Origin of the sequence: Photobacterium sp. BZF1, from assembly GCF_014349205.1 — a bacterium.
Lineage (GTDB): Bacteria > Pseudomonadota > Gammaproteobacteria > Enterobacterales > Vibrionaceae > Photobacterium.
Genome location: NZ_JACSOF010000169.1, coordinates 1 through 13,856 on the forward strand (window position 1 = coordinate 1; position 13,856 = coordinate 13,856).

Sequence of the window (13,856 nt, forward strand, 5' to 3'; positions counted from 1 at the left end):
GTACATAAATCCGGTGTAATCAGAGATACGCATCGCCTGCTGCATGTTGTGGGTCACAATTACAATGGTGTATTTCTCGCGAAGCTCGGTGATCAGCTCCTCAATCGCTGCCGTCGCAATCGGATCCAAGGCCGAAGTCGGTTCGTCCATCAGGATCACTTCCGGCTGCAGTGCGATGGTACGAGCAATACACAAGCGCTGCTGCTGGCCACCTGACAAGCCACTTGCATCAGCATGCATCTTGTCTTTAACTTCTTCCCACAGATGGGCCCGACGAAGGGCTTTCTCGATACGGGTATCCATTTCCTCTTTGCTAAGGCCGCCTTTCATCTTAAGGCCGAACTTCATATTGTCATAAATGGACATTGGGAATGGCGTTGGTTTTTGGAATACCATGCCGACTTTTGAACGTAACTCGTTAAGATCCACATTACCCAGGATATCTTCGCCATCGAGCAAGATTTCCCCTTCCGCACGCTGTGAGCCGTATAGGTCGTAAATACGGTTCATGGTTCGAAGCAGGGTTGATTTACCGCAACCTGACGGGCCAATCAGTGCCGTTACCCGATTATTGAAAATCGGCAGATTGACGCCTTTCAGGGCAGCCTCATCAGAAGCGTTGTAATAGAAGCTAAGGTCACGCACATCCATTCGGTGTTCCAGCGCTACATCCGCACTGGTAACCGTGTTACCAACAGGTGCTGTCATAGTGTTAATCGCTGTCGCTGTCATGCTTTTCTCGCTTTAATCAATTTTGGTAATGCGGTCGCTGTAATGTTGACCAATAAAATGAAACCGGTGATGAGCAGGGCACCTGACCACGCGAGATCTTGCCACGAAGCAAATGGACTCATCGCATACTGATAAATGGTGACAGGTAGGTTAGCCATTGGCTTGCCAAGATCTGTCGTCATAAAGTTACTGTTTAGTGCGGTAAACAGCAGCGGCGCTGTTTCACCTGAAATACGGGCAATAGACAATAGAATTGCTGTCACGATACCCGGGCCCGCCGCACGGTAACCGAGCTGGGTGATCACACGCCACTTCGGCACACCCAAACCACTGCCCGCTTCTTTGAGCGTTGGCGGAACCAGACGCAGCATTTCTTCGGTTGAGGACACAATCACAGGTAGAGCAAGAATGGCCAGAGCAACTGCACCTGCCCAGCCTGAATAAGACCCCATTGGCACCACAATCAAGCCGTAGACAAACAGGCCCACAAGAATCGAAGGCGCACTGACCAACATGCCGTTCAAGAATCGTAGGGTTTCAGCCAATTTGTTACCTTTCTCGGCTTCCGACAGCCAAGTCCCGGCCAAAACACCCAGTGGCGCTGCAATCAAAATACCCAAGGCGGTCAACATCAAACTGCCGTAAATGGCATTTTTCAAGCCGCCCTGGCTACCCGGCCCAGGCGTCAATTCGGTAAATACCGCTAGGTTCATCCCCGAGATACCCTTAGACACCAGCGTATAGAGGATACTGGCCAGGACCACGATCCCCAGCATCGAAGACGCAATACAGAAAAGTTTGAACAGCAGGTTTTTCAGCTTTCTCATTTCGAAGCCCTCGTCAGGTATCGCGCAGTGCCCATCACCACTACAGTGATTGCAAACAGCACCAGACCCAGACCAATCAGTGACGAAATATGCATTGGGTTAGTTGCTTCATTGAATTGCTGGGCAATGGTCGACGAGATCGAACTTGCCGGCATAAACAAAGACGTTTCGATCCGGTTGGCACCGCCGATCACGAAGGCGACCGCCATGGTTTCACCCAGAGCGCGCCCCAAGCCCAAAATACCGGCACTAACCACAGCACTCTTGATTTTTGGCAGTAATACACGGGTTATCACTTCATATGGTGTCGCCCCGACACCATAGGCGGCTTCGCGCAGAACATTCGGGATGGATTGCAGGGCATCGCGGGTTAGCGCTGTGACAATCGGTAAAATCATGAACGACAAGATAATGCCGGCGGTTAGCAAACCGATGCCAATCGGCGGTCCATCAAACCAAGAGCCAATCAACGGCAACCCGACAAGGTGCATCGCGGCCCACATTTGGAAGCCTTCCGAAAACCATGGCGCGAACACAAATAGGCCCCACATACCGTAGATAATACTCGGAACCGCAGCGAGCAATTCGATTGCCTTGCTAACGGGTAATGCAATCCATCGAGGCGCAAGTTCGGCAAGGAAAATAGCCGTACCGATAGCGACAGGGATCGCTATGACGATGGCAATAAGTGATGTGACCAAGGTGCCATAAACGGCAGAAGCCGCACCAAAATCACTGTTTACCGGGTCCCAAACGTTACGGAATACGAACCCCGGACCGAATTCAGAAAAAGCCTTCCAGCCACCGTCGATCAAAGAAAGGACGATGCCAACCAAGGTAATAAAGATCAATGCCGCACTGAACAGGCTGATTCGATTGAAGATTGAATCTCCGTCCAGTTTTGGCTTAGCGATAGTCAATAACATAATCAATACAGCCGCTGCCCACCGAGATGGACAGCGGAAATTATAAGTGGAAGAAAATTATTCGATGAAAGCTGCGCCGTTAGACGTAAAGCCTTGCGACCATTCGCTGTTTACCATTTCCACTACAGACTCAGGCATCGGGATATAGTCCAACTCTTCAGCCATGTCGCCACCTTTCTCGTAGCTCCACTGGAAGAAATCAACAATGGCCTGTGCCTTGTCCGAATCCATCTGCTCTTTGTGCATTAGGATGAAAGTTGCTGCTGTCATAGGCCAAGATTCAGCACCTGGCTGGTTGTTCAGCAGAAGGCGGAAGCCAGGCGCATTGGCCCAGTCTGCATTGGCTGCAGCAGCCTGGAAGGTGTCCATCGTCGGCTGGATGAAGTTGCCTTCCGCACTTGCCATCTGGGTGTGAGCCATGTTGTTCTGTTTGGCGAACGCGTACTCAACATAGCCAATTGCGCCTCGGGTACGACCAACGAAGTTGGCAACGCCAGCGTTACCATTACCACCGATGGTCGTCGCTTCGCGAGGCCATGTGACATCAGAGTTGACACCGATGTTCTCAGCCCACTCTTTGCTAACCAGAGAAAGGTAATCGGTGAAGTTGAAGGTTGTACCAGAGCCATCAGAACGGTGAACGACGTAAATAGCTTGGTTTGGCAGGTCTAGCCCTTCGTTTAGCTCAGCGATACGCTCGTCATTCCACTGCTTGATTTTACCCATGTAAATATCAGCCAGCACTTCACCTGTCAGTTTAAGCTCACCGGCTTCGATGCCCGGTACATTGATCACAGGAACGATTGCGCCCATTACCATTGGGAACTGAAGCATGGCTTCATCATTAAGCTGTTCGATAGTAAGCGGCGCGTCCGTTGCACCGAAATCTACAGTTTTAGCCGTGATTTGACGGATACCGCCGCCTGAACCGATTGCCTGGTAGTTAATCTGCACGCCGGTTTCAGCACGGTATTCCTCTGCCCACTTCGCATAGATTGGGTGTGGGAACGTTGCACCTGCACCATTGATAGTAACATTTGCCGCTGCACCAAATGATGCAGCCATCAGTGCAGAAGAAACCAAAGCGGTTTTGATTAGTTTCACAATCTTATCTCCGATTATATTGTGAGGTTACGAATGAGTTAGCTCGTAATAAACTCTTATCGAGTTAAGTGCAGGGCTAGGGATTATTCCCTAGCACCTGCAAGGTCGTTCATTCAACAAGTTTTGTTTACAGCATCTTTTAAAAACTGGCAAAATAAAAACTAAGGTGTTCATTCAAAGTCCTACTAGCGCAACTTTCTAAGGATTGTGGTCTTCAAACTTGTGGGGTGGAGATTAGGTTTGGAATATTTCACTTTTATTACTTTCGCTTTCATAAAGCAAAATATAGAAAAGAATTATCATTGCCAGAATATTCCGTGAAGAAAAGTTCACAACCAGCGGAAGATGCTATTTTATGAGGCAGCATAACGTCTAATTTTTGCATTATTGCTTGAGGCCTCTATCTCGCTTAAGATTAACGGATGGAAAATTTATCTGTTTTTATTATCTATCTTATCTATGGCCTGGCTTTCTTTGCCATTGGCTTTTCCATAACATTCAGAAACTTAAAGCTAAGCCGCCTGCATATAGCTACAGCACTCCCCACTTTGGCAGTATTTGGCTTCATCCATGGACTGCACGAGTGGTCCGAGCTTTATCTTATCCTCTATGAGAATGCACTCAGTAAAGTCGTACGTTTGGAGGCCTTTAAGGTTATCAAGCTATGGGTGTCATTCCTTGCGCTCGGCGCATTTGCTTGGAAAATGCTAGACGTAATCCAATGGAAATATCGGCAATATGCAAAAAGAGTCATTATTAGCACTCTTGTTATATTTTCTTTGTTTTTAATTCACAACTATCATTCACAACCAACGACTTTATTCTTATATAACAGCGCCAGTCAAATTAGGTGGATATTTGGATTTGGCGCTGGTTTATTATCGGGATACTGTTTATTTATTTATGGTCAACAACTTAATGATACCCAACCCAATTCAGGTTTATGGTTTCAATTAACAGGCGGGGCCGTGGTTGCCTATGGCGTTGCTGCCGGTTTGTTATTAACCTCTTACGGGATTTGGGTTCCTATAGTGCGTACTTTATGCGCAGTCGGTATTTCGGTGACCCTATGGCGGGCATTGGTCGTTTTTGATTTAGAGCGCCACCGCCAGATAAAAGCCAAACTTCAGCAATCACTGCAACATGATAAGTTCAAAGAACTCGGTGAACTGACTTCTGCCATTGCCCACGAAATAAAAACGCCGCTTAGCAGTGCCATTGTCAGCTGTGATTTGTTGGAACGCCAACTGTCAGCAGAGAATGAAAATGCTCACCGACAACTCAACCGGATCCGCAATGGCATGGAGAAAGCCGCTAATATTAGCCACGAAGTACTCAATTACGCCCACCAGCGAACCCCAACTTACAGCATCATCAATCTTGCTGGCTTGGTTAATGACACGCTAGACATGATGTCTCACCGATTGGCTGACTATTCTTTGGCGACTAACGTACCTGATAAACTCGCGCTAGAGGCGGATAACACCCAATTGCAGGAGCTTTTTATCAACCTTCTGAACAATGCTATTGATGCCTGTGGTGAGCATGGCATTATCACCATCTGTGCCAACCAGTTAGGCGATCAGGTTTTGATCCGGGTAACGGACAACGGGCCTGGTATGAGTGACGATACCCTTGCCGCTGCCACCAAACCGTTTTACACCACCAAGCCAGCCGGCAAAGGCACCGGCTTGGGCCTTTCCATCTGCAAACAAATCACCAGCCAACACCAGGGCCAATTATCATTGAAAAATACCGGTAATGGCCTGTGTGTTGAAATAGAGCTACCTAAGGAGCAACTGTGAACCTATCACTACTACTGGCCGAAGATGATGACGATCTACGTGAAGTGTTGGTAGAGGCATTAACCCTCGAAGGCTTTGATGTCAGTGCCTGCGAAAGTGCTGAACGTGCATTGGAACTTGCCAATGAACAACAATTCGATCTGGCCCTGTTCGATGTAGTGATGAGTGGGTTAACAGGTATCGAAGCCATGACGACCATTCGCCGCCAGCAGCCCCATATCGGTATTATCATCACCACCGCTTTTGCCACCGTGGATGTCGCTGTCGATGCCATGAAGAAAGGGGCGGACGAGTTCCTGACCAAGCCCTTCAACCTTGCTGCCCTGTCTGTCACTCTCAAACGCGTCCATACCCAGCGATCACCAAAATCGCCTATCGAAGAGCGTACCAATGATCAGGTGTTTTCAGCGCTAGCCAACCCGATCCGTCGCGCGGTGATGCAACAATTGAGTCTGCACCAACAATTAAAATTTATGGACCTGTGCCGCTTGGTCGGCATCGAAGATCACACCAAGTTCAATTTCCACCTACGCCACTTGGTCAACAGCGGATTAGTGAAGAAGAGTGAAGGCCGAGTCTATGCCTTAACACCAAAAGGTCGCGAAATACACAGCAGTATGTTGAGATAGGGTTTGAGGCTAAAGGCTTGAGAAGAATACCCTTCCGATCAAACTGAGGAAGGGTATTTTTTGAGTTTCACTTCAAGGCAATAATCAGGATTCGCTGTTCAACGCCTGTTCGAGATCCGCGATCAAATCATCGGCATCCTCGATGCCGACTGACAAACGGAGGGTCTGATAATAAATGCCCATCTTTTCGCGCTCGGCTTCAGGGACACCTGCGTGGGACATCGTAGCCGCATGGTTAATCATGCTCTCTACCCCACCCAATGATTCCGCCAACATGAAATACTGCAGCTTGCCGACAAACTGTTTCACTGCCTCTTCATCGCCTTTCAAACGTATCGATACCACCGCACCGCCTGTGCGCATCTGCTTTTGGCATAACGCGTGCTGAGGGTGAGTTTCGAGGCCTGGGTAGTAAACCTGCTCAATCGTCGGTTGTTGCTCGAGCCACTTAGCAACCTTGAGGGCATTACTGCATTGCCTTTCCATCCGGATATCCAAGGTCTTCAAGCCCCGCAACGCCAAGTAGGAATCGAACGGTGAGGCAATCGCCCCGACAGTGGTTTTACAGCGATCCAGTTGCTGTGCCAGAGCCTTGTCAGCAGCGATCAACGCCCCGCCAATCAGATCCGAGTGTCCACCGATATATTTACTGGTAGAAAGCATCACGATGTCTGCCCCTAACGCGAGTGGCTGTTGGTTCCACGCTGTTGAGAAGGTGTTGTCGACAATTGAAACCAGCTCACGTTGCTTGGCCAATTGACAAACCGCTTCGATGTCCACCAGCTCAAGCAATGGATTAGTTGGGGTTTCAATCCAGATGAATTGCGTATTGGGCTGGATACAGGCTTCAACAGCAGCCAGATCATTAAGATCGACATAGCTAAAAGACATACCCGAAGTACGGCTGCGTAGCGTCTCGAACAAACGATGGGTACCGCCGTAAACGCTCGACATCACTATCGCATGGGAGTCTGCAGGAAAAAGTTCGAGCGCCAGTGCCGTCGCCGCCATACCCGATGCCGTTGCCGTGGCATAAACCCCGCCTTCTAGCTCGGCCAGTGCACTTTCATAAGCACTTCGCGTTGGGTTATCGCAGCGCGAATAGTTAAAGTCGCCGAACTCGCCAATATTGGGCTGAACAAACGTACTGGCGGTCGTAATTGGAGGGAAAATCGGGTTGGTTTGCTGGACAGTCTGATCACCGCTATGGATAACCTGAGTTGCAAACTTTTTGCTGTTCATCAGAATTCCTTGTCTCACCGGAAGTATAAGTGGTCAGTGTAGCAAGGCGTTGCTGATTTTTTGTTGAATACCGCCATCTTAGGCTACCAGTTGGCACTTCAGTAGTGATTGACCAAACCATTCTGCAATATCCGCTCTAATGTTACTATATGATTGTTTTTACGAACCAAGAGTATGAGATATGGATTTGAATCTGGTACGTACCTTTGTTTCTGTATACCAGAATAAATCATACACCCGAGCCTCTGAGAGTCTCGGTGTCAGCCAACCGGCTGTCAGTATGGCGATCCGCCGACTTGAGGAGCAAGTGGGCGAGCCATTGTTTGTTAAAGAAGGTAGGAGTATTGTCCCGACCCGACGGGCCGTAGCGCTGGCTGAAAAACTTCAACATGGTATGGAGATCATCGACAACGCGCTTTCTGTTCCCGATGAGCATATCGTCTATTGCATCGAAGCACTTTCCCATTACTTCGAAGAAGTCAGCAGCATCTCAATCAAAGTGCCTCCTTTGGATCAAACCACCCTTTTTGACCAACTCCGCTCACAACAGGTGGACTTGGTCATTGATACCACCACACGTAAAGACAGTGCCTTTGAAGTTGAGCTAATCCATCGTGAGCCTATTAATGTCATTTGCCGGGCGGACCACCCAAGAATTACCGGAGGTACCCTTACCAAGGAGCAGTTTTACCAAGAAGGGCATATCATTTACAAAGCAACCCGGGAAGGTCGTCAATTCCTCGAGCTCTTTGCCAAAGAGCCATTAATACCACGCATTGAGCGCAAGGATGTATCAAACCAGGCAGCGATGGCATTATCGGTCGCTGACACCTATCACTTAGGGTTGGTCTTCAGTTCATTTGCCGACAAATGGGCATCTCGTCTTGGCTTGAAAGTGCTCCCTATGCCGATTGATTGTCACGATGTGCCGATCCATATGATTTATCACCGAAGGGCGATCAAAGATCCCAACCATATCGCATTACGTGACAACATAAAGCATCAAATCAAAACACTTCTGCACAAAAAGTAGCTTATCTTCCTTCTTGGTTCAGCTTATGCATTAACCATCAATGCATAAGCTGTGCTGATGCGTCATATAACCCCCACCTCATGGTTCACCACGCTATTTAACGGTGTAATACAGCCAACACAAAACGCTATTTCTTCATGTACCTACACAGGTGTTGGAATGACAATGAACAAATTAATGAAAAAGACGGTTGCTATTGCTTTGGCTGCAAGCTTTACCCTAAGTGGCTGTTCCCAAGCGACGATGGCTGAGTCACAAACATCTACGCCAGAACAACAAGCTGCCAATAGCTTTACAGACCGTGAACAAGCTGAATACAACTATGCCTATGCTCTTGGTGTACAGGCTGCCGTTTACGGCTGGGCACCGGTAATGATGGATGTTGCGCTTGAGCTACAAACATCTGTAGATGCGCCAGTCAACAATGGCCAAGCACCATTGAACGAACTAGGTCCAATCACACGCCTGTGGGACTACCGTGACCGCTCTTACACGACACCAAACAACGATACGCTATACCTACAGATGTGGGGCGACCTTGAAGAGCAACCAATTGTACTGACAGTGCCAGAAGTTACCGACAACCGTTACTGGATGGCGCAAATCATCGATATGTACACAGAAGCGGTAGTTGACCTTAGCAACGCAACGGTTGGCAACGATGGCGGCGACTTCGTTCTGGCGAAAAAAGGTTATGAAGGTGAACTACCTGAAGGCCTGCCCGTGTACTACTCTTACACTCGTTATATCTGGATGGCAGGTCGCCTTGGGGTAGAAAACCTTGCTGATGAAGCGGCTGCGCGCGAAGTTCAGAAGCAGTTCCGTCTAACCAAGCTTTCTGACTACCCGAACACGGTACCACAGCCAGAGCCCAAAGAATCTGCAGGTGCGCCAACGGTTAACTTCCCAGCTGGCCTTGAGTGGTTTGACCGCCTAGATAAAGTGCTGGCAGAAAACCCGCTTGAGAAAGACCAAGAGCTGGTTGATACGTTCGCCTACATCGGTGTCGGTAACGGTGGTACTGAAAACCTAAGCGAAGCACGTAGAGCCGCACTGAAAGCTGCCTTTGCCGATGGCTTTGCCATTGTACGTGATGCCGCTGTACATACCGGCGTACCGGTAAATGGCTGGAACTGGGAATTCGATGCTGGCCGTTACGGCACCGATTACCTACTACGTGCTGCTGTAAACATGAACTCGATTGGCCTTAACTCGCCAGAGCGTGCCATGTACCCGAAACGCTACGTTGACAGCGATGGTAATATGCTATCAGGAGAGCATGGTTACACCATCACCTTCCCAGCAGACATGGCAATTAACAGCCACTTGGGCGGCTTCTGGACGGTAACCATGTACGATGCGCAAGACCGCTTCATGGTTGAAAACGAAATCGACCGCTACAAGGTTGGCACAATGACAGAAGACCTAATTTACAACGAAGATGGCTCTCTGACTGTTTTCATCGGCCACGACAAGCCAACTGACGAGAAACACCTAGCAAACTGGCTACCAGCACCAAACGATGACTTCATGCTTCAAATCCGCATGTATGAGCCAAAAGATGAAGTAGTAAAAGGTGAGTTCGTCCTACCTGAAATGTACAAGGTAGAGAAGTAATCTTCCCCTCTCCTCACCAATAAAAAACCTGCCGACTGGCAGGTTTTTTCATTTATATTCAAACAAACGCGACTCAATAATCTGTGAATACATATTTGCCTTCAAGCCAAAAATAATTTGAATATGTTCGTTATCCAAAACCACTACCCCATGCGCCCCAAGGCTCGTTAATCTTTCTTTATCAACTACAGACGTCGACTGTAATCGCAACCTTAGTCGTGTCGCACAAGCGCCCGTTTCACAAATGTTCTCCAAACCGCCTATAGCTTGAATGACTTCATCAACTTCATGTTCAGTATTAGGGTTAATGGAGGTCAAAGATTTCAATAACTGCTTTAGCTTTGTTTTCGCTTTTAAAATATATGCATTTTTCATGTTTTGTTTAATCCGAAAAAACCCAGCATTTGCTGGGTTATATTTGAGGTCAAATAAATAGCCTACGCTACTTTCTGAATGCTATTTACAAACCGGTAGCCTTCATGCGTTTTGATAATCTCTCCATGATCAATAAACCGCTTTATCTCTCGCCCCACTGTATTTCTTGAAATGCAAAGTAGGGACGCTAAAGTGATAATGTTGACAGGAATTACCCCATCAGGTGTCGCTTCACTGATCACATACAACGCTTTTTTGATTTTACCTTTGGCATCTTTTTCTCCCCTTAGGTTGAAAAGAGCCAACGTAGCTCGCTGCTTCTTAGCTAGAGAAATTGATAGCATTCTTAAGAAGCTTGGGGATTTCTCCATCAGTAGTTCTGCAGCAGTATAAGGCAATTGAATAACGCAACAATCAATGACAGCCTTAACTTCCGTCAAGATCCCCCCGCCGACAAGGAAAGAAACCTCATTAACGATGATACCAGGGGTAATCAAGTTGTACTGTATACTTCCGCTGTCCTCACAAGTAGGAGAAAAACTTAAAGTTCCAGAAATTGGTATGGTGATAAAGTTAGCTCGCTCATCCTGATAATAAAGAAAATCTCCTTTTTTCAATTTCTTAACCGTTCCCATTTCGAGAAGGTGTGTTGCTAACTCATCATCGATACCATATTTACTTTTCAATATTTCAATGATATTCATGATGTCGTTCGCCAATACTTGGAGCAAGATTAAAATTCCGAGAAAATTTTAATCATTAGAATGACGTAGATATATAACACCCAGATTATACGAACTATAAGTACACCTTATGCAATTACGTACCTACAAGTAATTAAATCTCATCAGCCGGTATTCAATAACTAATCATTAGAATTGATATGAGAAAGAGCCACCTAGTTTATTATTGGTACCAAAGTCATCTTCAGACAAAATACCGAACATGTTGAATGAAGCCTTATCGTTCAACTTGTAGCTCAATCCAGCACCGCCCCAATAGCTGGAGTAGCCGCCAGAGCCAGCGCCTACCCCCATCAAACCAATCATGCTCCACTTCGTCCCTTCAAAAGGGCGTACACCGAACATACCGATATATCCGGCATGGTTAGTACTGCGCATCATGACGTATTCATCACTGCTATCATCAGCAAGCTGAGTCAGTTCACCATCGTTATAACTATAGCCAGCCGTTGGGAATACAATCCAACCCTAATGAACCTGAGACCGAAGCAACATCCGAGTAACCAACCCCAAGCTTTGTCACAATTCTCGTCGGGTCTTCATGGTGTTTTTCATCAGCATTTACCCCCTTTGCGCATGTTAAAGACAGTGCTCCTGAGATAATCACAGGAACAATAAGGCGTTTATTTGTAAGTTGCATGGTGTTGATTCTTAAATAGAAGTTTTCAGGTACTAATTTTCATTATCTGATAATTAGTAATTAAAGCGGCTGAACGCTATGACTGATCCGCTGACGTATCTCATTTCGAATCATTTGATGATGGGGATCCAGAGCATAACGTTGATGGTAAATCATCTGCAATGGAACAGACTCGGTGGCAATAGGTAAAGGCAAAACCTGCAGGCGAAGTATATCCGCCCATTCATTGGCAACGGCAGCATTCACAATACCCAAGCAATTACTGCGTGAAACACTCATTAAGAGACTGGCAACACTGCTTACTTCGAGTTTGTCTTTAAATGTTCCAACTGGCTCTTTGGCGAACGATTCCAAGATTTGGCGCTTTTCGGAACAAAGCTGTAAAACAACATGCTCCTCACTGTAGAACAGTTCCTTTGTCAGAGTATTTTCGCATACCCTTGGGTGGGCTTGGCGGCATACTACAACTAATGGCTGCGACATAAGTTCTTCAACAATAAAATTTCTATCAAGGTGAGCAACGGTATCTAACAGTAATTCTATTTTGTTTGCTTGAAGGTCTTCAAGCATCTGCTTTTGAGCCCGAGGCTGCTGCCGCATTATCAGATACTCAATATCGCTGAACAAATGAAAATAGGCTTCGTTGACATAAGCACAAACGTCACGCTGTTGTGCCAATACTCCATCAATTGAATCAACAGCTAAGCCAAGGTGCCTGATTAGCCGTGTGGCATATGGGGTTGGCGAAGGCCGGCGGCCCTCGTTCACAAACAGCAATGCATTGAGGCTACTTTCAAAGCGGCGTATTGCCTGGCTGACAGCAGGTTGAGATAAATTCAGCTCGCGCGCTGCAAGGGTATAGGAAGAGTTACGGTAAACTGCTACAAACACCCGCACAAGATTCAAATCAATCATATCTCTTACCTAACAATATCTCTTACCTAATAAAACCTAGTACCTAACAACAGCTAGATCATTCAATAATGGAACTTAAAATTAGTGCCTTAAAGTAACCGGCCATTAAGTTTCAAGTATTCCTTTCATCATAATTTAAAACCACTACCGTCGATGCACTGTGAGTGCACCGCAAACTTTTATTACATAAACTTCAAGAATAAAACATTCATTCAAGTCAACGCTAAACAGTCATAATAATTTAAATAAATATTTTCTTAATTTATATTTTTAAAAAACACACATAATTACAAACCAATTTAATAGCCTGCACTAACAGTGCACCTCTTTTTTTCTCTTAATGGTATTTTAATTTCACTTCATTGTTGTACCTATTTAGAAAATATTATGAATAAAATACTTATTTCTGCAGCTGTGCTTTCTGCAGTCAGCTTTACTGCACATTCCGATGACGAGATTCAAGATATGTCTGACCCACTTGCGGTATTTACCCAAGTTGGCGCAGGCTATACCGACAAAGGTTTGAACATTAAACTTGGTCAAACCTATGACACCGGCAACCCTACCACTGCTGGGATGAATGTACTCGAGTTCAAAGGCGCATTGGGCGACACCCTTGGCTGGGATAGCGATGCCAATGACAGCATCGATAGCATCCGTTTCCGTAATTTCGGTGTTGATTTAACCAACGGCCGCGGTAACCAACTTGATGTCACCTACGACTTCAACACCGAATCCGGTAACATTTCCTACAGCTTTATCCAGGCTCTTCCTGCACTAGGCCCTGTCCAGCTATTCCCGCTTGCTGGTGCAGGCGCGGCATTTGGCAACAACAGTGTCTTTACTGAGACAAGTGGCTACTCAGTACCGGGTACCTTTGCTGTTGTCGGTACCTACGGTAAGTTCACCATCAACGATAAAATCTGGCTTAACTACAACCCGATGTGGATGACCACTTTATCCGGTTCAGATACCTACAAAGACAATGCATACGGTGAAGGTAACTCAAATATTCTCGCCCATGAGTTTGCAGCCTCTTACCAGTTCAATCCACGCTTCAACGTACGCTACTTTGCCAACTGGACAGAATACACTGACTTCAAAGACGGTGATCACCGGATAGAGTTCAACTACCAAATCTAATCAATATTCAAACGCTGCCCAAGGGTGGCGTTTTGGCTATTGGCTATTGGCTATTGGCTATTGGCTATTGGCTATTGGCTATTGGCTATTGGCTATTGGCTATTGGCTATTGGCTATTGGCTATT

The 13,856-nt window shown here is 46.7% G+C and carries 14 protein-coding genes; 5 read left to right on the forward strand and 9 right to left on the reverse strand.

Annotated features, from left to right (window positions below; all coding sequences use genetic code 11):
- The 4 genes from BIZ37_RS26005 to pstS all read right to left on the reverse strand — a co-directional run.
- On the reverse strand, window positions 1-708 hold a 708-nt coding region (locus BIZ37_RS26005), incomplete at its 3' end, for a phosphate ABC transporter ATP-binding protein (protein ID WP_255526907.1).
- 20 nt (window positions 709-728) lie between these two features.
- On the reverse strand, window positions 729-1,559 hold the full coding sequence (pstA, locus tag BIZ37_RS26010; protein WP_187463987.1) for a phosphate ABC transporter permease PstA: 831 nt from the start codon (window positions 1,557-1,559) through the stop codon (window positions 729-731).
- Window positions 1,556-2,485 (reverse strand): phosphate ABC transporter permease subunit PstC, encoded by a 930-nt coding sequence (gene pstC, locus BIZ37_RS26015; protein WP_187463988.1) that lies wholly within the window; start codon window positions 2,483-2,485, stop codon window positions 1,556-1,558. The genes pstA and pstC overlap by 4 nt, the downstream gene beginning before the upstream one ends.
- A 57-nt stretch (window positions 2,486-2,542) precedes the next feature.
- Window positions 2,543-3,589 carry a phosphate ABC transporter substrate-binding protein PstS gene (gene pstS / locus BIZ37_RS26020; protein WP_187463989.1) on the reverse strand — a complete coding sequence of 349 codons (1,047 nt, stop codon included), beginning with the start codon at window positions 3,587-3,589 and terminating at the stop codon, window positions 2,543-2,545.
- 1,031 nt (window positions 3,590-4,620) lie between these two features.
- On the opposite strand from pstS, the gene BIZ37_RS26025 reads away from it, so the two are divergent.
- On the forward strand, window positions 4,621-5,394 hold the full coding sequence (locus BIZ37_RS26025; protein WP_187463990.1) for a HAMP domain-containing sensor histidine kinase: 774 nt from the start codon (window positions 4,621-4,623) through the stop codon (window positions 5,392-5,394).
- Window positions 5,391-6,023, forward strand: a complete 633-nt coding sequence (locus BIZ37_RS26030) for a response regulator (protein ID WP_187463991.1) — start codon at window positions 5,391-5,393, stop codon at window positions 6,021-6,023. The genes BIZ37_RS26025 and BIZ37_RS26030 overlap by 4 nt, the downstream gene beginning before the upstream one ends.
- An 84-nt stretch (window positions 6,024-6,107) precedes the next feature.
- Here BIZ37_RS26030 and BIZ37_RS26035 read toward each other — a convergent pair whose 3' ends face one another.
- On the reverse strand, window positions 6,108-7,265 hold the full coding sequence (locus BIZ37_RS26035; RefSeq protein ID WP_187463992.1) for a PLP-dependent aspartate aminotransferase family protein: 1,158 nt from the start codon (window positions 7,263-7,265) through the stop codon (window positions 6,108-6,110).
- 181 nt (window positions 7,266-7,446) lie between these two features.
- Here BIZ37_RS26035 and BIZ37_RS26040 point away from each other — a divergent pair, with 181 nt between their 5' ends.
- Together BIZ37_RS26040 and BIZ37_RS26045 are read left to right on the forward strand one after the other, a co-directional pair.
- A complete protein-coding gene (locus BIZ37_RS26040; RefSeq protein ID WP_187463993.1) occupies window positions 7,447-8,298 on the forward strand; it encodes a LysR family transcriptional regulator in 852 nt (283 codons plus the stop codon).
- Window positions 8,299-8,457: 159 nt separating this feature from the next.
- Window positions 8,458-9,915 (forward strand): DUF1254 domain-containing protein, encoded by a 1,458-nt coding sequence (locus BIZ37_RS26045; RefSeq protein WP_187463994.1) that lies wholly within the window; start codon window positions 8,458-8,460, stop codon window positions 9,913-9,915.
- 48 nt (window positions 9,916-9,963) lie between these two features.
- Here the strand turns inward: BIZ37_RS26045 and BIZ37_RS26050 are convergent, their stop codons facing one another.
- The 4 genes from BIZ37_RS26050 to BIZ37_RS26065 all read right to left on the reverse strand — a co-directional run bounded on the left by BIZ37_RS26050 (window position 9,964) and on the right by BIZ37_RS26065 (window position 12,588).
- Window positions 9,964-10,290, reverse strand: a complete 327-nt coding sequence (locus BIZ37_RS26050) for a glucose PTS transporter subunit EIIB (protein WP_187463995.1) — start codon at window positions 10,288-10,290, stop codon at window positions 9,964-9,966.
- A gap of 62 nt (window positions 10,291-10,352) precedes the next feature.
- A complete protein-coding gene (locus tag BIZ37_RS26055; RefSeq protein WP_187463996.1) occupies window positions 10,353-10,994 on the reverse strand; it encodes a Crp/Fnr family transcriptional regulator in 642 nt (213 codons plus the stop codon).
- Window positions 10,995-11,162: 168 nt separating this feature from the next.
- Window positions 11,163-11,414, reverse strand: a complete 252-nt coding sequence (locus BIZ37_RS30570; protein WP_255526906.1) for a hypothetical protein — start codon at window positions 11,412-11,414, stop codon at window positions 11,163-11,165.
- 319 nt (window positions 11,415-11,733) lie between these two features.
- Window positions 11,734-12,588, reverse strand: a complete 855-nt coding sequence (locus tag BIZ37_RS26065) for a LysR family transcriptional regulator (RefSeq protein ID WP_187463997.1) — start codon at window positions 12,586-12,588, stop codon at window positions 11,734-11,736.
- 387 nt (window positions 12,589-12,975) lie between these two features.
- Here BIZ37_RS26065 and BIZ37_RS26070 point away from each other — a divergent pair, with 387 nt between their 5' ends.
- A complete protein-coding gene (locus tag BIZ37_RS26070) occupies window positions 12,976-13,731 on the forward strand; it encodes a hypothetical protein (protein ID WP_187463998.1) in 756 nt (251 codons plus the stop codon).
- The last annotated feature ends 125 nt before the right edge of the window (window positions 13,732-13,856 follow it).

Excerpts from the sequence above, each read along its gene's own strand:
- pstA (WP_187463987.1), bottom strand. The coding sequence starts at position 1,559 with ATGAGAAAGCTGAAAAACCTGCTGTTCAAACTTTTCTGTATTGCGTCT.
- pstC (WP_187463988.1), bottom strand. The coding sequence starts at position 2,485 with ATGTTATTGACTATCGCTAAGCCAAAACTGGACGGAGATTCAATCTTC.
- BIZ37_RS26035 (WP_187463992.1), bottom strand. The coding sequence starts at position 7,265 with ATGAACAGCAAAAAGTTTGCAACTCAGGTTATCCATAGCGGTGATCAG.
- BIZ37_RS26040 (WP_187463993.1), top strand. The coding sequence starts at position 7,447 with ATGGATTTGAATCTGGTACGTACCTTTGTTTCTGTATACCAGAATAAA.
- BIZ37_RS26045 (WP_187463994.1), top strand. The coding sequence starts at position 8,458 with ATGACAATGAACAAATTAATGAAAAAGACGGTTGCTATTGCTTTGGCT.
- BIZ37_RS26050 (WP_187463995.1), bottom strand. The coding sequence starts at position 10,290 with ATGAAAAATGCATATATTTTAAAAGCGAAAACAAAGCTAAAGCAGTTA.
- BIZ37_RS26055 (WP_187463996.1), bottom strand. The coding sequence starts at position 10,994 with ATGAATATCATTGAAATATTGAAAAGTAAATATGGTATCGATGATGAG.
- BIZ37_RS30570 (WP_255526906.1), bottom strand. The coding sequence starts at position 11,414 with ATGATGCGCAGTACTAACCATGCCGGATATATCGGTATGTTCGGTGTA.
- BIZ37_RS26065 (WP_187463997.1), bottom strand. The coding sequence starts at position 12,588 with ATGATTGATTTGAATCTTGTGCGGGTGTTTGTAGCAGTTTACCGTAAC.
- BIZ37_RS26070 (WP_187463998.1), top strand. The coding sequence starts at position 12,976 with ATGAATAAAATACTTATTTCTGCAGCTGTGCTTTCTGCAGTCAGCTTT.